Source organism: Rhodospirillales bacterium (assembly GCA_016699855.1).
In the GTDB taxonomy this organism is placed as follows: domain Bacteria; phylum Pseudomonadota; class Alphaproteobacteria; order Reyranellales; family Reyranellaceae.
Window position 1 is genome coordinate 3,648,595 of the sequence record CP064988.1, and the last position, 17,619, is coordinate 3,666,213.

Annotated in this window: 18 protein-coding genes; 10 read left to right on the top strand and 8 right to left on the bottom strand. The window is 72.8% G+C overall.

Features of this window, described 5'->3' with window-relative positions; all coding sequences use genetic code 11:
• Positions 1 to 38 precede the first annotated feature (38 nt).
• A complete protein-coding gene (locus IPK81_17175; GenBank protein ID QQS11302.1) occupies positions 39 to 1,130 on the top strand; it encodes a lysine-2,3-aminomutase-like protein in 1,092 nt (363 codons plus the stop codon).
• Positions 1,127 to 2,272 (top strand): porin, encoded by a 1,146-nt coding sequence (locus tag IPK81_17180; protein ID QQS11303.1) that lies wholly within the window; start codon positions 1,127 to 1,129, stop codon positions 2,270 to 2,272. The genes IPK81_17175 and IPK81_17180 overlap by 4 nt, the downstream gene beginning before the upstream one ends.
• 7 nt (positions 2,273 to 2,279) lie before the next feature.
• On the opposite strand, the gene IPK81_17185 is transcribed toward IPK81_17180, so the two are convergent.
• The 4 genes from IPK81_17185 to IPK81_17200 all read right to left on the bottom strand — a co-directional run bounded on the left by IPK81_17185 (position 2,280) and on the right by IPK81_17200 (position 5,719).
• Complete coding sequence (locus IPK81_17185) at positions 2,280 to 2,429, bottom strand: Rdx family protein (protein ID QQS15158.1); 150 nt, start codon at positions 2,427 to 2,429, stop codon at positions 2,280 to 2,282.
• A gap of 120 nt (positions 2,430 to 2,549) precedes the next feature.
• Complete coding sequence (locus IPK81_17190) at positions 2,550 to 4,076, bottom strand: tripartite tricarboxylate transporter permease (GenBank protein QQS11304.1); 1,527 nt, start codon at positions 4,074 to 4,076, stop codon at positions 2,550 to 2,552.
• Positions 4,077 to 4,088: 12 nt separating this feature from the next.
• Entirely contained in the window at positions 4,089 to 4,637 is a 549-nt protein-coding gene (locus IPK81_17195; GenBank protein QQS11305.1) for a tripartite tricarboxylate transporter TctB family protein, read from the bottom strand.
• Positions 4,638 to 4,711: 74 nt separating this feature from the next.
• On the bottom strand, positions 4,712 to 5,719 hold the full coding sequence (locus tag IPK81_17200) for a tripartite tricarboxylate transporter substrate binding protein (protein ID QQS11306.1): 1,008 nt from the start codon (positions 5,717 to 5,719) through the stop codon (positions 4,712 to 4,714).
• 66 nt (positions 5,720 to 5,785) lie between these two features.
• On the opposite strand from IPK81_17200, the gene IPK81_17205 reads away from it, so the two are divergent.
• Genes IPK81_17205 through IPK81_17240 form a run of 8 tightly spaced genes read left to right on the top strand, consistent with a single transcriptional unit; the run spans position 5,786 to position 13,589 of the window.
• Entirely contained in the window at positions 5,786 to 6,859 is a 1,074-nt protein-coding gene (locus tag IPK81_17205; GenBank protein QQS11307.1) for a Gfo/Idh/MocA family oxidoreductase, read from the top strand.
• Complete coding sequence (locus tag IPK81_17210) at positions 6,856 to 7,686, top strand: sugar phosphate isomerase/epimerase (protein ID QQS11308.1); 831 nt, start codon at positions 6,856 to 6,858, stop codon at positions 7,684 to 7,686. Before IPK81_17205 ends, IPK81_17210 begins: the two co-directional genes overlap by 4 nt.
• 25 nt (positions 7,687 to 7,711) lie before the next feature.
• On the top strand, positions 7,712 to 9,181 hold the full coding sequence (locus IPK81_17215) for a mandelate racemase (protein QQS11309.1): 1,470 nt from the start codon (positions 7,712 to 7,714) through the stop codon (positions 9,179 to 9,181).
• 56 nt (positions 9,182 to 9,237) lie between these two features.
• Complete coding sequence (locus tag IPK81_17220) at positions 9,238 to 10,215, top strand: NAD(P)-dependent oxidoreductase (GenBank protein QQS15159.1); 978 nt, start codon at positions 9,238 to 9,240, stop codon at positions 10,213 to 10,215.
• Entirely contained in the window at positions 10,202 to 11,068 is an 867-nt protein-coding gene (locus tag IPK81_17225) for a GNAT family N-acetyltransferase (protein ID QQS11310.1), read from the top strand. The genes IPK81_17220 and IPK81_17225 overlap by 14 nt, the downstream gene beginning before the upstream one ends.
• A 40-nt stretch (positions 11,069 to 11,108) precedes the next feature.
• Positions 11,109 to 12,086: an aldo/keto reductase gene (locus IPK81_17230; protein ID QQS11311.1), complete on the top strand. Its 978-nt coding sequence runs from the start codon at positions 11,109 to 11,111 to the stop codon at positions 12,084 to 12,086.
• 34 nt (positions 12,087 to 12,120) lie between these two features.
• Entirely contained in the window at positions 12,121 to 13,095 is a 975-nt protein-coding gene (locus IPK81_17235; protein ID QQS11312.1) for an aldo/keto reductase, read from the top strand.
• 2 nt (positions 13,096 to 13,097) lie between these two features.
• The gene (locus IPK81_17240; protein QQS11313.1) at positions 13,098 to 13,589 is read left to right on the top strand and encodes a gamma-glutamylcyclotransferase; all 492 of its coding nucleotides are present in this window, start codon (positions 13,098 to 13,100) and stop codon (positions 13,587 to 13,589) included.
• 10 nt (positions 13,590 to 13,599) lie between these two features.
• On the opposite strand, the gene IPK81_17245 is transcribed toward IPK81_17240, so the two are convergent.
• From IPK81_17245 to IPK81_17260, 4 genes are all read right to left on the bottom strand, one after another.
• Positions 13,600 to 14,439: a sugar phosphate isomerase/epimerase gene (locus IPK81_17245; protein QQS11314.1), complete on the bottom strand. Its 840-nt coding sequence runs from the start codon at positions 14,437 to 14,439 to the stop codon at positions 13,600 to 13,602.
• 121 nt (positions 14,440 to 14,560) lie between these two features.
• Positions 14,561 to 15,721, bottom strand: a complete 1,161-nt coding sequence (locus IPK81_17250; GenBank protein ID QQS11315.1) for a dihydrodipicolinate synthase family protein — start codon at positions 15,719 to 15,721, stop codon at positions 14,561 to 14,563.
• A complete protein-coding gene (locus tag IPK81_17255) occupies positions 15,619 to 16,614 on the bottom strand; it encodes an NAD(P)-dependent oxidoreductase (protein QQS11316.1) in 996 nt (331 codons plus the stop codon). Before IPK81_17255 ends, IPK81_17250 begins: the two co-directional genes overlap by 103 nt.
• Before the next feature lie 31 nt (positions 16,615 to 16,645).
• Complete coding sequence (locus IPK81_17260) at positions 16,646 to 17,608, bottom strand: tripartite tricarboxylate transporter substrate binding protein (protein QQS11317.1); 963 nt, start codon at positions 17,606 to 17,608, stop codon at positions 16,646 to 16,648.
• Positions 17,609 to 17,619: the final 11 nt, after the last annotated feature.

Consider the following 17,619-nt stretch of genomic DNA (forward strand, 5'->3'; position numbering starts at 1 on the left):
CAGTGGCGCAGGCGATGCCCGCGGGCTATGGACGGGGCATGTCCGCCGGAACCGCTCCCAAGGCCACGTCACGCCGCCGCGATCCGACCGCGCGCGACCTCGACGCGCTGGTCGCGGCCGGGGCGCTGCCGCCGGACGCGCTCGCGGGCGCCGCCGGAACGGCGCTGCGGCGCGTCGCGGACGAATTCGCCATCGCGGTGACGCCGGAGATGCTGGCCCTGATCGCGGGTGGACCGGAGACCGATCCGATCGCGCGCCAGTTCGTGCCGATGGCGGCCGAGGCGGTGACGCTGCCGGAGGAACTGGCCGATCCGATCGGCGATCTCGCGCATGAGCCGGTCAAGGGGATCGTCCACCGCTACCCCGACCGCGTGCTGCTGAAGCCGCTGCACGCCTGCCCGGTGTACTGCCGGTTCTGCTTCCGGCGCGAGCAGGTCGGGCCCGGCGGCGCCGCGCTCGACGATTCCGGCCTCGACGCGGCGCTCGACTACATCCGGGCGCGCCCGGCGGTGTGGGAGGTGGTCGTCACCGGCGGCGATCCGTTCATGCTGGCGCCGCGGCGCGTTTCGCGCATCGTCGCGGCGCTGGACGCCATCCCGCATGTCGCCGTCGTCCGCTTCCACACGCGCGTGCCGGTGGTCGATCCCGGCCGCGTCGACGCCGCGCTGCTGGACGCGCTCGCCGCGCGCCGCGTCGCGGTCTATGTCGGAATCCACACCAACCATGTCCGCGAGCTGACGCCGGCGGCGCGGGGTGCGGTCGCGCTGATGGCCGACCGCGGCCTGCCGCTGCTGTCGCAGACCGTGCTGCTCAAAGGCGTCAACGACACCGCCGAGTCGCTCGAGGCGCTGTTCCGCGCGCTGGTCGCCTGCCGGGTGCGGCCGTACTACCTGCACCATCCCGATCTGGCGCGCGGCACCTCGCATTTCCGCGTCACGATCGAGGAGGGCCGCGCGCTGATGCGGGCCCTGCGCGGGCGCCTCTCCGGCCTGTGCCTGCCGACCTACGTGCTCGACATCCCCGGCGGCGCCGGCAAGAGCCCGATCGGGCCGGAATACCTGTCGCGGACGTCCGACGGGCTGGAGGTCGAGGATTTCAGCGGCCGTCGCCACCGCTATCCGCCGGCATGACGCGGATCGTCCGCGCACTCGCGACGTTCTGTGCCGTGGCGATGCCGGTGTTTGCGGCTACCGCCGCCGACCCGATCCGTCTGGAGGTCGGCGGCTACTACGCCGGCGTGGCGGCCGTGCAGTCGAAGATGCGCGACCGCTCGCAGCCGGTCTCGACGCGGTTGCGTCCGACCGGGATCACCTACGAGGGCGAGCTTCATTTCCGGGGCGTGGCCAAACTCGACAACGGCTGGGAGGTCGGTGTCCGGATCGAGCTCGAAGCGTGGTCGCAGCCGGCCGGCGGCGATCAGCTCGACGAGGAGTTTATCTTCGTCCGCACGTCCCACGGCGAGGTGCAGTTCGGCGCCACGGACGGCGCGGCCTACAAGCTGCACGTCTCCTTGCCGACGGCGGCGCCGATGCACGGCGTCGACGATCCGTTCATGCTCGCCATCCGCCAGCCCGCGCGCAACCTGGCGGTCCTCGGCGGTTCGTTGGCCGGCTCCGACGCGCCCAACGCCGGCGACTCGACCAAGATCACGTACCTCTCGCCGACGTGGCGCGGCATCGGCGTCGGCATCAGCTACACGCCGTCCTACAGCCCGTCCGCCGGACCGGGCGCGTGCGGTTTCCGCGGCGGCGGCGGCGCGGCCGGCGTCTGTCCGCGCAACGGCGGCCAGTGGGTCAACGGCGTCGAGGCCGCCATGCGCTACGCCGGCGTGATCGGCGCGGTCGATTTCTCCGCCAGCGTCGGCGGCCTGCGGGCGCGCTTCGACGGCGGTCCGTCCGGCGTCGCGGGCACGACCCAGAAGCGGATCGGCGCCGGCGTGAATCTCGGCTGGCGCGGGGTCACGCTCGGCGCCGCCATCATGGCCGACAACCAGGGCCTGCGCGGCGACTACGATCTGCTGCAATGGGGCGTCGCGGCCACCTACCGCGACGGACGCTGGGTCTACGGCGTCGGCTTCACCCGCGTCTCGGCCGGCACCGGCGCGCCGGGCCGTCCCGACCGCGCCGTCCTGCTCGACGTCAGCGCGGCCTACGAGTTGGGGCCCGGAATCGTGCTGTTCGGCGGCCTCCAGCTCACGCGCTCGACCAGCGCCAATCCCGCGAACGAGGGCAAGGGCGGCGCGCTCTACGCCGGCTCCCGGCTGACCTTCTGATCCCGCGCTACAGGCCGACGGTCGCGTCGATCTCCTCGTCGGTGGGAAAGCGGCCGGTGTCGTGGCGCGAGAACGCCAGCCGGCCGTCGACGACGATGTCGAACTGCCCGCTGCGCCCCGGCGCGATCTCGACGTCGCCGACGCCGCGCGCGTTCAGCCTGGCCCTCGCCCGGAGGGCCTGCGGTCTGTAGCCTCAACCGCCGCAGTACTCGATGCGCACCTTCATGATGGCCTCCCGCCTCGCCAGCACCATCATGCGCCCATCCGCCGCCGCCGCCTACGCCGATCCGCGGGCGCCGCGGCGGAACAGCCCGCGCAGGGCGCCGCGGATGGCGGACTGGGCCGCCGGAACCGACCACAGGATCGAGAAGATCGTCAGCGCCGCCAGCACGCCGCTGATCGGCCGCGTGAAGAACGGCCCGAGGGAGCCGTCGGACAGCACCAGCGCACGCGTCAGATTGCTCTCCAGAAGCTCGCCCAGCACCAGCCCGAGGATCATCGGCGCCATCGGGAATTTGAGTTCGCGCAGGATGAATCCGACCAGGCCGAAGAACAGCATGACGTAGATGTCGAACACCCGGCTGGTGATCGAGAACGCGCCCACGGTGCAGAGCACGAACACGATCGGCATCAGCCGCTCGCGCGGCACCAGCAGGATCCACAGCAGCGGCCGCACCAGCGTCAGGCCGAAGAACAGCTTGCTCATGTCGGCGATCACGAGCATGGCGACGATCTGGTAGAAGAACTCCGGCGTCGTCACCATCAGCATCGGGCCGGGGTTGATGTCGTGGATCAACATCGCCGCCATCAGCGCCGCCGCCGGCGCGGAGCCCGGCACCGCCAAGGTCAGCACCGGGATGATGGCGCCCGGCACGCAGGCGCTCTCGCCGGTCTCCGCCGCCATCAGCCCCTCGACCGATCCCTTGCCGAACTTGTCGCGCTCGGCGCTCGAGCGACGGGCGGCGGCGTAGGACGACCAGGCCGCGGTATCCTCGCCAAGCCCCGGCAGGATGCCGATGAACGTGCCGATCGCGCCCGAGCGCAGGATGGTGCGCCAGTACTTGAACACGTCGGAGAGGCGCGGGATCACCGAGTCGATGGCGCTGTTGACCGCCTTGGCGGCCGGCGCGCGCATCGCCTGCAGCACCTCGGCGACGCCGAACGCGCCGACCAGCGCCGGCAGCAGGCCGATCCCGCCCGCCAGATCGGTCATGCCGAAGGCGAAGCGCTGGTGGTTGTAGTGCGGCTCCTGGCCGATCGTGGCGATCCACAGCCCGAGGAAGCCGGCGATATAGCCCTTCAGCGCGTCGCCGCCCGACAGCGTGCCGGCGATCACGATGCCGAACACGGCGATCCAGAAGAACTCGTAGCTCTGGAAGGTCAGCGCCAGCTCGGCCAGCACCGGCGTCAGCGTCGCCACGCACAGCACCCCGAACAGCGTGCCCAGCCACGAGCCGCTGGTCGAGATGCCCATGGCGCGTCCGGCCAGGCCTTGCCGCGCCAGCGGATAGCCGTCGAGCGTCGAGCAGGCCGAGGCCGGCGTGCCGGGGATGTTGAGCAGGATGGCGCTGCGGCTGCCGCCGTAGATGGCGCCGACATAGATGCAGACCAGCACCAGGATCGCCTGCTGATGCGGCATGGTGAAGGTCAGTGTCGTCATCAGCGCGACGCCCATCGTGGCCGTCAGGCCGGGCAGGGCGCCGATCACGATGCCCAGCAGCGTCGCCCACAGCACGTTGAAGATCACCCAGGGCGACAGGAACATCCCGAAGGCGCCGCCGAACTGCGCGAGGCTGTCGAGCATCGGTCCGGTCCCCTACGGCAGCCGCACGAGAAAGACCTTCTCGAACACCACGGTCACGAAGAGCCCGGTGCCGGCGCCCAGCGCCGCCGCGATCGCCAGCCGCCGGACGCGCTCGGCGGCCGTGGCGCCGGCGCGCCATTCGAACAAGGTGGTGAACGCGAACACGAAGACGGACGCGGCCAGCCAGAACGGCAGCCGGCCGACCAGCCCGGCCGCGAAGGCGACGCACAGCGCCGCGGCGCCGAACATGCGCGCGTCGCTGTAGCCCTCGCGCTTGGACGCGGCGCCGGTCCCCGTCCCCGCCGGCGCGGCCCTGGCGCGAGACCAGGCGCGCGCCGCCAGCCACAGGCTGAGCAGCACGACGACGCAGCCATGCAGCCCCGGCACTAGTCCCGGCGCGGTGTAGATCTCGCCCTTCTGCTCGCGGAACGTCGGCATCTGGATGGACATCCAGACGATGGAGACGCCGATCGCGAAGAACACCGCCGCGGTCCACATGTCGTAGCGCGGCGGCAGCGGCTCCTCGCTGGGCAGGACGGACGGCGGCGGAAGATCGGACATGGAGCCGCTGGAAACGGGTCGATGGACCGCCGCCGTCCGCGTCGCGCGGCCGGCGGCGTCCGGGGAGGTCGCGGCTAGAGGCGCGGAATGCCCAGCGTGTCCGGCGACACCTTGGCCTTGCCGCCGTCGAAGTAGAGCCACGCGGTCTGGCGAACCATCTTGAACGCCTCGGCCTCGGCCTCGGCGCCGTAGAGCGGCGCGAACAGCGCGCTGCGCGAGGCGGCGTATTTCTGCAGCGCCGCCGACTTCGAGATCTTGTCCTTCCAGACGGCCTCCATCGCCTTCACGACGTTGTCGGGCGCGCCCTTGGGGATCCAGATGCCGAAATAGTTCAGCGGCGCCGGCATCTTCGGCAGCCATTTCGCGGTCGGCTGGAGCTCCCCGAAGCCCTCGAGGACGACCGGCTTCTCGGCCAGCACCGCCAGCGGGATCAGCCGCTTGGCCTTGATGTGCTCGGACATCTCGACCAGCAGCTGCGACACGGCCTGGGTCTCGCCGGCGACCGTGGCGGTGACCGCAGGCGCGCCGCCGTTGTAGGTGACGTGCTTGTACTTGATCCCCGACGCGGCCTTCATCGACTCCATGAAATTGTGCCCGGCCGACGACAGGCCGGCGGTCGCCACCGGCACCGAGTCGCCCTTCTCCTTCAGGATCGCCATGAACTGGGCGAAATCCTTGAACGGCGCGCTGGGATGGGCGGCGACCGCCGTGACGTTGGCGACCGCGAAGAACAGGTGCCAGTTCTTGAGCTCGCTATCGAGCATGCCCAGCACCTTGTAGGTGCCGACGTCGGCGGCGGCGCCGGCCGCCCAGGTGTAGCCGTCTTTGGCCGCCTCCATCGCGTTCTTGGTGCCGACCGATCCGGAGGCGCCGGGCTGGTTGACGACGACGAACTTCTGGCCGAACGCCTGCTCGAGCTCGACCGCGACGATGCGCGCCATCTGGTCGGTCGAACCGCCGGCCGCCCACGGCACGACGATGGTCACCGGCCGGTCCGGCTTCCAGGCGGGCGCCTGCGCCGACGCGGCGGCGGCGAACAGTCCCAAAGTCGCGCCGATCGCGGCGCCGAGAACGCGCTTCATCCTTGCCCCCGTTTTCCCCAATGACCGGAGCGCTTCCCCGATCCGACTCCGCTAGAGTGTCGGGCGATGTCCACCTCCGTCAAGGCCGATACGGCCACCGGTCCCGCGTTGCTCGTCGGCTACGGCGCGTTCGGCGCCGTGCACGCGCGCGCCTGGGCGTCGCTCGGACGCGAGGGCGCGCTGGTGATCGCCGATTCCGACGCGGCCGCGCGCGAGGCGGCGCGGCGCGCGCACCCGGCGGCGCGCGTCGTGGCCGACTGGCGCGTGGCGCTCGCCGATGTCGCGATGGTCGACATCGCCGCGCCGAGCGACGCCCACGCCGCGATCGCGCTGGCGGCGCTCGACGCGGGCCGCGACGTGTTCATCGAGAAGCCGATGGCCGAGACCGCGGCCGACGCGGAGGCCGTCGCGCGCCGCGCCGCGGCGTCGGGCCGGATCGTGCAGGTCGGCTACGTGCTACGCGTCCATCCCGTCGCCGCGCGCCTGCGCGACGTGGTGCGCCGCGGCGGCGTCGGAGCGCCGGTGTGGATCGCCGCCGAGTTCGTCAGCCTCAAACGGCCGCGGCGCGATTGCGGCGTCGTGCGCAACGACGCCATCCATTTTCTCGACCTGATCCGCTGGCTCGTCGGCCGCCCGCCGGACGACGTCTCGGCCACGCTGGTCGAGCGCCTCGGCCGCGGCTTCGAGGACATCGCGACCATCACCATGCGCTGGGAGGGCGGCCCGGTGGCGCGGCTCGACGCGTCGTGCCTGCTGCCGGGCGACCGCGTCGATCCGTTCGTGGCCGGCGGCTTCTCGCGCAAGCGCATCGCCGTCACCGGCGACGCGGGCGAGGCGGTCGCGGATTTCATGGACGACACGCTGGGCGTGCGGCCCTGCCGGATGGCGCGCGGCGCCGACGGCTGGTGGACGCCGGAATACGGCACCGCGACGGTCGATCCGCCGGCGCCGCTGTCGCCGGTCGGCGGCGTCGCCGGCGAGCTGCGCCTGTTCATCGACGCGGTGGCGAGCCGCGCCGCGCCAGACGCCGACGCGGCGTCGGGCGTCGACATGGCGCGCGTGATCGATGCCATCTTCGCGTCGGCGCGCGAGGGGCGTAGGGTGCCCGTCGCGGCGGCGGGAGGATCATGGCGACGATGAGGCTTTCACTGTGCAACGAGGTGGTCCGCGAGCTCGATTTCGCGCGGCAATGCGCGCTGGCGGCGGCGCTGGGCTACCAGGGTCTGGAGATCGCGCCGTTCACGCTGGGCGACGACGCCTGGCGCATGCCGGCCGCGCGCCGCGCGGCGCTGCGCCGCGCCATGGCGGATTCCGGGATCGCGTGCAGCGGTCTGCACTGGCTGCTGGTCGCGCCGGCAGGGCTGTCCATCACCTCGGCGGATCCCGACGTGTGGAACCGCACGGTCGACATCATGCGCCGGCTGGTCGAGCTCTGCGCCGACCTCGGCGGGACGTACATGGTGCATGGATCGCCGGCCCAGCGCCGCGTCGGCGACACGTCCGATCCCGCCGCCGCGCGGGCGCGCGGCGAAGCGGCGTGGGTGGCGGTCGCGGCCGACTGCGCGGCCGCCGGCGTCACGTACTGCATCGAGCCGTTGAGCGCGCCGGAGACCGATTTCGTGAACACGCTGGCGGAGGCCGCCGGCATCGTGCGCCGGATCGACCATCCGCGAATCCGCACGATGATCGACACGCTGGCGGCGTCGAACATGGAGGCGGAGCCGGTCGCCGACGCGATCCGCCGCTGGATGCCGTCGGGATTGCTGGCGCACGTCCAGCTCAACGACCGCAACCGCCGCGGGCCGGGGCAGGGCGACGACCGCTTCGCGCCGGTTCTGCGGGCGCTGCGCGACACCGGCTACGACGGCTGGATCGCGATGGAGCCGTTCGAGTACGCGCCCGACGGTCCGACCTGCGCGGCGGCGAGCGTGGCCTATGTGCGCGGTCTGCTGGAGGCCCTGTCGTGAGCCGCCGCGCCGCCGGGAGGGATCGATGACCGACGCGCCGACCCTGAAACTCGAATCGGTCGAGCGTTTCGAGCGCGACGTGACGCTGCGCCTGCCGTTCCGGTTCGGCGTGATCACCGTCACGCGCTCCACCCAGGCCGTGATCCGGGCGACGATATCGCTGCCCGACGGCCGCCGTTCGACCGGCGTCGCCGCGGAGTCGCTGGGCGCCAAATGGTTCGACAAGAATCCCGCCTACAGCGACGCGCAGAACCTCGACCAGCTGCGACAGGCGCTGGACGTGGCGATCGGGCTCTACAGGGCGCGCGGCTGGAGCACGGCGTTCGGCCTCTACGCCGGCACCTACCGCGAGCAGCTCGCCCGCGGCGCGGCGCTCGACCTCGTGCCGCTGGTCGCGTCGTATGGTCCGGCGCTGCTCGACCGCGCGATCCTCGACGCGCTCGGCCGCGCGCTCGGCCTGTCGTTCGACGCCATGATCCGCGCCAACGTGCCCGGCATCACCGTCACGGACCTCACGCCCGACCTCGCGGGTTGGGATGTGCCGCGCTTCCTCGACGCGCTGCGGCCCGGCGACGCGATCGCGGTGCGCCACACCGTCGGTCTGGTCGATCCGATCGTCGCCGCCGACCAGAAGCCGGACGAGCGCGTCGGCGACGGGCTGCCGGAGACGCTGGAGGAGGTGGTGCGCCACTACGGCGGACGCCACTACAAGCTGAAGGTGCAGGGCGACGTCGCCGCCGACATCGACCGCCTCTCGCGCATCGCCGCCGTGCTGGACCGCGACGCCGGCGCCTATGTCGCCACCCTGGACGGCAACGAGCAATACGACTCCGTCGACGGCGTCGCGGAGCTGTGGCGGCGCATGAGGGAGACGCCGGCGCTGCGCCGCCTCGTCGACGCCATCCTGTTCATCGAGCAGCCGATCAAGCGCGCCGTGGCGCTGTCGCGGCCGGTCGACGCGCTGGCCCGCGAGCGGCCTCTGATCGTCGACGAGTCGGACGGCGAGCTGGACACGTTCCCGGCGGCGCGCGCGCTGGGCTACGCCGGCGTCAGCAGCAAGAACTGCAAGGGCTTCTACAAGTCGATCCTCAACGCCGCGCGGGTGGCGAAGCTCAACGCCGAGGCCGGCGCGGCGCGCTTCTTCATGTCGGCCGAGGACCTCACGACGCTGGCCGGCGTCAGCGTGCAGCAGGATCTGGCGCTGGTGTCGCTGCTGGGCATGACCCATGTCGAGCGCAACGGCCACCACTTCATCGACGGCATGTCGTTCGCGCCGGCGGCGGAGCAGCGTTCCTTCGCGGCGGCCCATCCGGACCTCTACGACATGTCCGGCGGCGTCGCGCGGCTGCGCATCGAGGGCGGCGGGCTGCGCCTGGGCTCGCTGCGCTGTCCCGGTTTCGCGGTCGCCGGCGAGACCGACTTCGCGGCCCTGCGCGCCATGGCGCCGGCGCCGTCCGGGCGCATCGCGCCGGCCAACCCCGGAGGCAAGCCGTGACAGACGGACCCGACCTGCCGCGGCGCTTCGCCGACGTCGCCGCGCTCGAGGATTTCATGACCGCGCCGTCGCCGGCGCTGGTCCGCGACCTCGCGACGGCGCCCGGCGACATCATGGTGCTGGGCGTCGGCGGCAAGATGGGTCCGACCCTGGCGCGCATGGCCAAGCGGGCCGCGCCGGACCGCCGCGTGATCGGCGTCGCGCGCTTCTCCGAGGCGGGCCTGCGCGGGTCGCTGACGGCCGTCGGCGTCGAGACGCTGGCCTGCGACCTGCTCGACCGCGCCGCGCTGGCGCGCCTGCCGAAGGCGCCGAACATCGTGTTCATGGCCGGCCGCAAGTTCGGCGCCAGCGACGACGAGCCGCTGACCTGGGCGATGAACGCGCTGGTGCCGGCCTACGTGGCGGAGACCTTCCCGGCGTCGCGGATCGTCGCGTTCTCGACGGGTTGCGTCTATCCGTTCGTCGACGTCGCCGGCGGCGGCGCGACCGAGGACGTGCCGCCAGTGCCTCCGGCCGGCTCCTACGCCAATTCCTGCGTCGGCCGCGAGCGGCTGTTCGAGTACCACTCCGCGCGGCTGGGCACGCCCGGCCGGCTGTTCCGGCTGAACTACGCCATCGACATGCGCTACGGCGTGCTGCACGACGTCGCCCGCAAGGTGCGCGACGGCGCGGCGATCGACCTGACGATGGGCCACGTGAACGTGATCTGGCAGGGCGACGCCAACGAGGTGGCGCTGCGCTGCCTCGCGCATTGCACCACGCCGACCTCGCCGATCAACGTCACCGGGCCGGAGACGATCTCAGTGCGCTGGCTGGCCGGCGAGTTCGGCCGCCTGCTGGGCCGCGCGCCGGTGTTCGCCGGGACCGAGGCGGCGACGGGTTGGATCAACGACGCCGCGCGGATGTGCGCGGCGTTCGGCCGGCCGCGCGTGCCGCTGGCGACCATGATCGAGTGGACGGCCGACTGGCTGTCGCGCGACCAGCCGACGTTGAACAAGCCCACGCACTACGAGGCGCGCGATGGACGCTACTGACGGCGCGCCGCGCGAACGGCGCATCGCGCCGGACGATTCGGAGGCCGTGTCGGCGCTGTCGGTCGAGGCGGGTTGGAACCAGAACGTCGCGGACTGGCGCTTCATGCTCGAGCACGGTGCCGCGTTCGGCGCGCTCGACGCCGCGGATCGCTGGATCGGCAGCGCGCTGGCGCTGCCGTTGGGTCCGCGGCTGTCGTGGATCGGCATGGTGCTGGTGACGCGGGCGCGGCGGCGCGACGGGCTGGGCACGCTTCTGCTGCGGCGCTGCGTCGAGCACGTCTCGGCGTCCGGCGCGGTGGCCGGTCTCGACGCCACCGACCTCGGGCGGCCGCTCTATCTCACGATGGGCTTCCACGACCTCTACCGCCTGTCGCGCTGGCGCGTCGACCGCGTGCCGCCGGCGCCGCCGTCGCCGCCCGGCGTCGAGCTGCGGCCGATGAGGTCGGCGGATCTCGACACCGTGGCCGCGTTCGACGCGCCGCGCAGCGCCATGGAGCGCGGCTACATGCTGCGCCATCTCCGCGGCCGCCGTCCCGCTCTCGCCTGGGTCGCGCGCCGCGGCGGCGCCGTCGTCGGCTACGTCACGGGCCGCGGAGGCCTCGGCCCGAGCTCGGTCGGCCCCGTGGTGGCCGACGGCGAGGATATCGCCATCGCGCTGATGGCCAAGGCGATGTCGGCGGCGTCGGGGCCGTTCCTGCTCGATTCGCCGGACGCCCATGCCGGCGTCGCGGCGTGGCTGCGCAGCGCCGGCAACACCGCGCCGCGCTACTACATCCGCATGACCGCAGGCGACGTCGCCGGGCTGGACGATCCGCGTCACGTCTTCGCGCTCGCCGGCCCGGAACTGGGCTAGGATCGGCGGGGACACGCGGACCGCCGGGGGAGTCGACGCCGTGAGATATGGACCACTGGGCCGTTCGGGCCTCATCGTCAGCCGCGTCTGCCTCGGCGGCAACGGCTGGGGCGCCAAGGACCGCCGCGCCTGGGGCAAGTTCGACCTCGACGAGGCGCGCGGGTTCTTCCGCCGCGCGCTCGACCTCGGTTTCAACTTCTTCGACACCGCCGACGCCTACAACGCCGGCCGCAGCGAGGAGATCCTCGGCGAGACGCTGGTCAAGATGGCGCCGCGCGACGACCTCGTGATCTCGACCAAGGTCGGCATCCGCATGAGCCCCGGCCACAACGATTTCGGCGGCGGGCGCAAGCACCTGATGTCGGCCGTCGACGCCCAGCTCAAGCGGCTCGGCACGGATTACATCGACGTCTACCAGATCCACCGGCTCGATCCGCACACGCCGATGGAGGAGCTGATGTACTCGCTCGACCAGCTCGTGAGGTCGGGCAAGGTCCGCTACATCGGCGGCTCGACCATGCCGGCGTTCCGCTTCGCGCAGATGGTCGCCATCGCCGACAAGCGCGGCTGGGCGCGGCCGGTGGCGATGCAGAACCTGTTCAACCTCGTGCAGCGCGAGGAGGAGCGCGAGATGAACACGCTCTGCGCCGAGGAGGGCGTCGGGTTGATCCCGTACTCGCCGCTGGCCCGCGGCTTCCTCGCCGGCAACCGCGCCCGCCAGGGCGGCGGCGAGACCGAGCGCGCCAACAACGACGCGTTGGTGAAGCCCGGCATGTACCGCGACTGCGACTGGGAGATCGTCGAGCGCCTCAAGGGCATCGCCGCGCGGCGCGGCTGCGCGCCGGCGCAGGTGGCGTTCCTGTGGCTGCTCGGCAAATCCTACATGGCGGCGCCGATCATGGGCGTGACGCGGCCGGAGCAGCTCGACGGCGCCGCGCAGGCGACCGAGCTGGCGCCGCTGTCGGCCGAGGAGAACCGGTCGCTCGAGGAGCCGTATCTCTGGCGCGCGCCGGAATAGCGGCGACGGGCGCCTGACGAGGGGAATTGAACGGATGCGGTATGTCGCGTTGGGCGCCACGGGGCTGAAGGTCTCGGTCGCCGGGCTGGGCTGCGGCGGCAACAGCCGCCTCGGGCAGGGGGCCGGCAAGAGCGTCGCGGAGTCGGTGGCGCTGGTGCGCGCCGCGCTCGATCTCGGGGTCAACTTCCTCGACACCGCCGAGGCCTACGGGACCGAGGACATCGTCGGCGAGGCGCTCGCCGGCGTGCCGCGCGGCTCGGTCGTGGTCTCGACCAAGAGCCGGCTGAAGCGCGGCGACACGCTGCTCGACGGCGCCGGCATCGTCCGCAGCCTCGACGCCTCGCTGCGGCGCCTGCGTCTGGACCATGTCGACGTGTTCCATCTCCACGCCGTGGCGCCGGCGCTCTACGCGCACGCCCGCGACGAACTCGGGCCGGTGCTGGCGCGCGAGAAGGAGAAGGGCAAGATCCGCCATATCGGCATCACCGAGACCGGCCCCAACGACCCCGGCCAGGAGATGATGGCGCGCGCCACCGCCGAGCCGCCGTGGGAGGTGGTGATGCTGGCCTACTCGATGATGAACCAGAACGCCGCCCGCGCGATCCTGCCGACCGCCCTCGAGCGCGGCGTCGGCACGCTGCTGATGTTCGTCGTGCGCAATATCTTCAGCCGCCCCGAGGCGCTGCGGCGGACGATGGCGGAGCTGGCCGCCGCCGGCAGCGTGCCGGCGGCGATGGCCGCGAGCGCCGAGCCGCTGTCGTTCCTGATCCACGAGGGCGGCGCCCGCAGCCTGACCGACGCCGCCTACCGCTTCGTGCGCCACACGCCGGGCGTCGACGTCGTGCTGTTCGGCACCGGCGACGCCGGCCATCTGCGCGCCAACGTCGACTCGATCCTCGCGCCGCCGCTGCCGGAGGCGGATGTCGCGAGACTGCGCGAGTTGTTCGGCGCGCTGAAGGGCGTCGGCCTCGACATGCCCGATCCCGCGCCGGCGAAGGCCAAGCCGTAGACGTGCCGGACGCCATGGACGACGCCACGGTCTGGTACTTCGGCTACGGCTCCAACATGGACCGCGAGCGCATGCGCGCGCGCTGCGACGCGGAAGGCTGCGCGATCCTCGAGCGCGTCGCGGGCGATCTGCGCGGCTGGCGCCTGACCTTCGACAAGCGCCGGCGCGCGCCGGCCGGCTCGGCCGCCGCCAACGTCGTGCCCGATCCGTCCGCCGTCGTGGAGGGCGCGTTGTACCGGCTGCCGCCGCGCGGCCTCGACCTCCTCGACGTCCACGAGGGCGTGTCGAGCGGCCAGTACCGTCGCGTCGCGGTCGACGTCTCGCGCCGCGACACCGGCGCCGTCGTGCGGGCGACGATGTACGAGGCGTCGCCAGGCGCGCGCGGCGAGGGGTTGCGGCCGGAGCGCTGGTACCTCGGCCATCTGCTGGCCGGGCGCGATCTGTTGACCGCGGACTACGTGGCGCGGCTCGAGTCGACGCCGACCTTCGATTGACGCCGGCTGTTCAGCAGACCGACGCGTAGCGTTCGCGGCAGGTCCGCAGCGTCTCCTCGGGGTCGCGCTTCCACCAGTCCTGCGCCGAGAAGATCTCGACCTCGACCGCGCTATCGTAGCCGGCGGCCTCGACCCAGCCGCGGATCCTCGGGATGTCGATGATCCCGTCGCCCATCATGCCGCGGTCGAGCAGCAGGTCGCGGGTCGGCACCAGCCAGTCGCAGACATGGAAGGCGTACAGACGTTCTCCGCGTCCGGCGCGCGCGATCTGCGCCTCCAGCTCGGGATCCCACCACACGTGGTAGACGTCGACCGCCACGCCGATGCCGGCGCCCAGCGCGTCGCACAAATCGTTGGCGTGGCGCAGCGTGTTCACGCAGGCGCGGTCGGCGGCGTACATCGGGTGCAGCGGCTCGATCGCCAGCCGCATGCCCAGCGGCCGCGCGTAGTCCAGCAGCTCCGCGATGCCGTCGCGCACCTGCCGGCGGGCGCCGGCGATGTCCTTCGATCCGGCCGGCAGGCCGCCGACCACAAGGACCAGGCACGCCGCGCCCAGCTCCAGCGCCTCGTCGACGGCGCGGCGGTTGTCGTCGCGCGCCGCGGCGCGGCCGGCGGCGTCGGCCGCCGGAAACATGCCGCCCCGGCAATGGCCGCTGACCGACATGCCGTGCGCGCGCAGCAGGCGCGCGGTCTCCTTCAGGCCCGCGGCCGCGACCTGGTCGCGCCACGGCGCGATCGCGCGGATGCCCTGCCGCGCGCAGCCCTCGATGATCTGCGGCAGCGTCCAGCGCTCGCGCACGGTGGCGGTGTTGATCGACAGCAGCTCCGGCCGTTTCGCGAGGTCGCGCATGGGTTCCGTCATTCCGAGCGAAGCGAGGAATCTTTCCGTCGTTCTATTCCAGCACGCCGTGGGAAACGATCCCTCGCTGCGCTCGGGACGACGGCCGAGGGCGTGGGTGCGGGCCGGCCGGTCAATTGACGACGCCGTGCGTGGCGAGCACGCGGCGCATGCGCGCCACCGCCTCGTCGGGATCGCGCAGCAGGCCGGCGGCGTCGGCCAGCCGGAACACGTCGGAGAGGTGCAGCAGGGAGCGCGCGCTCTGCTGGCCGCCCACCATGACGAAGTGCTCCTGCAGGCCGGTGAGGTAGGCCATGAACACCACGCCCGTCTTGTAGAAGCGGGTGGGCGCGCGGAAGATGTGGCGCGACAGCGGCACGGTCGGCGCGAGGATGTCGTGGAACGTGTTCGAGTCGCCGCGCGCCAGCGCCCCCAGCGCCGCCGACGCCGCCGGCGCGATGGCGTCGAAGATGCCCAGCAGCGCGTCGGAATGGCCCTCGCCGTCGCCGGCGATCAGCTCGGCGTAGTTGAAGTCGTCGCCGGTGTACATGCGCACGCCCGCCGGCAGGCGCCGGCGCATGGCGATCTCCTTGTCCTTGTCGAGCAGCGAGATCTTGATGCCGTCGACCTTGCCGGCGTTGGCGGCGATGATCGCGAGGCAGACGTCCATCGCCTTCCAGTGGTCGGCGTGGCCCCAGTAGCCCTCGAGCGCCGGGTCGAACATCTCGCCCAGCCAGTGGATCAGCACCGGCGCGCGCACCTGCCGCAGCACGCGGTCGTAGACGCGGGCGTAGTCGTCGGGCGAGCGGGCGCAGGCCGCCAGCGCCCGCGACGCCATCAGGATGATCTCGCCGCCGGCCGATTCGACGGCCTCGCACTGCTCCTCGTAGGCGCGGATGACGTCGTCGACGGTGGTCGACGGCGACGGTGCGAGATGGTCGGTGCCGGCGCCGGAGCGGATCAGCCCGCCCTCCGCCCTGGCCAGCGCGGTGCTGCGGCGGATCAGCTCCAGGCTGGTCGGCCAGTCCAGCCCCATGCCGCGCTGCGCGGTGTCCATCGCCTCGGCCACGCCCAGCCCGAGCGACCAGACGTGGCGGCGGAATTTCAGCGTCGTCTCCCAGTCGATCGCCGGCGTCAGCCATGGATCGACGTCGGCCAGCGGATCGGCGACGACGTGCGCCGCCGAGAACGCTACCCGCGTGAACGGCCGGTCGGCTTTCGGGAACGCGCGGGGCGCTTGCGTCGCGAACGCTTCGAGGCGGCCTTGCGCCGTCGGGAGGTGGATGGTGGGCACGGGTCCGGCTCCGTCGCGGAGGATGGCTTGCGTCCGCGGATGATGCGGATGATGGCGGCGTTGTCCAGATCGCCGTCGCCGGCCGCGATGGCGGCGTCGAGCAGGGCGGCGTGGCCGCGCTCCAGCGTCAGCTCGAGCCCCGCGCCGGCGGCGGCGTCGAGGATCAGGGCCACGTCCTTGCGGTGCTGCGCGATGCGCGAGACGGGCGTGAACGCGCCGGTGAGCATGCGGGGACCGGCGACGTCGACGGCGCGGGAGTAGGCGGGCGAGCGGCGCAGCAGATCGAGGAACGTGGCGCCGCCGAGCCCCAGCGCCTCGGCGAAGGCGAGGCCCTCGGCCAAGGCCGCGCGGTTGAGCCCGAGCACGAGGTTGGTGGCGAGCTTGGCGCGGGCGCCGGCGCCGGCCGCGCCGACGCGGACGTGCCGCGGCGCCAGCGCCGCGACCACGGACCGCGCGACGCTCCACGCGTGGTCGCCGGCGCCCGCCATCGCCAGCGCCTCGCCGGCGGCGATCTGCTGGCTCGAGCCCGAGAGCGGCATGTCGACGAACGAGATCGCCGCGGCCTCGAGGCGGCGGCCGACGGATTCCGCGGTGGCGGCGTCCGAGGTGACGCAGCTCAGCACGAGGCGCGGGCGTCGCCGCGCGCGCAGCAGCGCGTCGGCCACGCGCACGAGCTGCGGGCCGTCGAACACCGCCACGAGCACCGTTCCGCAGCCGTCCGCGACCGCCGCGGCGTCGCTCCGGATCTCGACGCCGGCCGCGCGCGCGACGCCGGTCGCGACCGGCGACGGGTCGAAGCCCGTGACGCGCCAGCCCATCCGGCGCGCCCGCTCGGCGAAGGCGCGGCCAACCAGTCCGAGGCCGATGATGCCGAGGCTCCGTCCCGCGTCCATGGCGCTTCCTTCGCGTCGCACCGCCCGCGCGTCACTCCGCCTTGATGCCGGCGTCGCGCACGACCACGCCGATCTCCCGGCTCTCGGTCTTGAGGAACGCGGCGAACGAGGCGGGATCGCCGCTCTGCGGCTCGAAGCCCTGCGCTACCAGCCGATCCTTCAACTCGCCCGCGTTGAGGATCGCGCCGACCTCCTTGTTGAGCCGCGCGACGATCGCCGGCGGCGTGCGGGCCGGCGCCCACAGCCCGTACCACGAGTGGAACTCGAAGCCGGCGACGCCCGACTCAGCCACCGTCGGCACGTCCGGCAGCGCCGCGACGCGCCGGCCCGACGTCACCGCCAGCGCCCGGATTTTGCCCGACTTCACGTGCGGCATGGCGCCCAGCGCCGGCTCGACGAAGCCCTGGATCTGGCCGCCGATCAGGTCCTGGTAGGCCGGTCCGGACCCCTTGTAGGCGACGACGAACAGCTTGATGTCGGCGCGGCGCATCAGCAGCTCGGTGGCGATGTGGCCGGCGGCGCCGACGCTGCCGATGGCGAAGTTGAGCTTGCCCGGGCTGGCCTTGGCCAACGCCACGAGTTCGGCGAAATTCTTCGCCGGCAGCTCCGGCGTCACGCACACGATCAGCGCGCCCTTGGCCAGCAGCGCGACCGGCGCGAAATCGGTCTCGGCGTCGTAGGGCGTCTTGATCAGATGCTGGTTGATGATGAGGTTGCCGGCGTTGAGCAGCAGCGTGTGGCCGTCCGGCGCGGCCTTGGCGACGGCGTCCGATCCGACCACGCTGTTGGCGCCGGCCTTGTTCTCGACCAGCACGTTTTGGCCCAGCGCGGTCGTCAGCCGGTGCGCGACCTGCCGCGCCAGCGTGTCGACGGGGCCGCCCGGCGGGAACGGCACCACGATGCGCACCGGCCGCGACGGATAGTCGGCCTGCGCGCGCGCCGCCGGCGCGAACGCCACGGCGCCGGCGGCGGCGGCGAACGTCCTGCGCTTCATCGCATCCTCCC

Coding starts and splice junctions, on each gene's coding strand:
- IPK81_17205 (QQS11307.1), top strand. CDS start 5,786: ATGTCCACCTCCGTCAAGGCCGATACGGCCACCGGTCCCGCGTTGCTC.
- IPK81_17220 (QQS15159.1), top strand. CDS start 9,238: ATGACCGCGCCGTCGCCGGCGCTGGTCCGCGACCTCGCGACGGCGCCC.
- IPK81_17245 (QQS11314.1), bottom strand. CDS start 14,439: ATGCGCGACCTCGCGAAACGGCCGGAGCTGCTGTCGATCAACACCGCC.
- IPK81_17190 (QQS11304.1), bottom strand. CDS start 4,076: ATGCTCGACAGCCTCGCGCAGTTCGGCGGCGCCTTCGGGATGTTCCTG.
- IPK81_17175 (QQS11302.1), top strand. CDS start 39: ATGTCCGCCGGAACCGCTCCCAAGGCCACGTCACGCCGCCGCGATCCG.
- IPK81_17195 (QQS11305.1), bottom strand. CDS start 4,637: ATGTCCGATCTTCCGCCGCCGTCCGTCCTGCCCAGCGAGGAGCCGCTG.
- IPK81_17255 (QQS11316.1), bottom strand. CDS start 16,614: ATGGACGCGGGACGGAGCCTCGGCATCATCGGCCTCGGACTGGTTGGC.
- IPK81_17180 (QQS11303.1), top strand. CDS start 1,127: ATGACGCGGATCGTCCGCGCACTCGCGACGTTCTGTGCCGTGGCGATG.
- IPK81_17225 (QQS11310.1), top strand. CDS start 10,202: ATGGACGCTACTGACGGCGCGCCGCGCGAACGGCGCATCGCGCCGGAC.
- IPK81_17235 (QQS11312.1), top strand. CDS start 12,121: ATGCGGTATGTCGCGTTGGGCGCCACGGGGCTGAAGGTCTCGGTCGCC.
- IPK81_17200 (QQS11306.1), bottom strand. CDS start 5,719: ATGAAGCGCGTTCTCGGCGCCGCGATCGGCGCGACTTTGGGACTGTTC.
- IPK81_17210 (QQS11308.1), top strand. CDS start 6,856: ATGAGGCTTTCACTGTGCAACGAGGTGGTCCGCGAGCTCGATTTCGCG.
- IPK81_17260 (QQS11317.1), bottom strand. CDS start 17,608: ATGAAGCGCAGGACGTTCGCCGCCGCCGCCGGCGCCGTGGCGTTCGCG.
- IPK81_17215 (QQS11309.1), top strand. CDS start 7,712: ATGACCGACGCGCCGACCCTGAAACTCGAATCGGTCGAGCGTTTCGAG.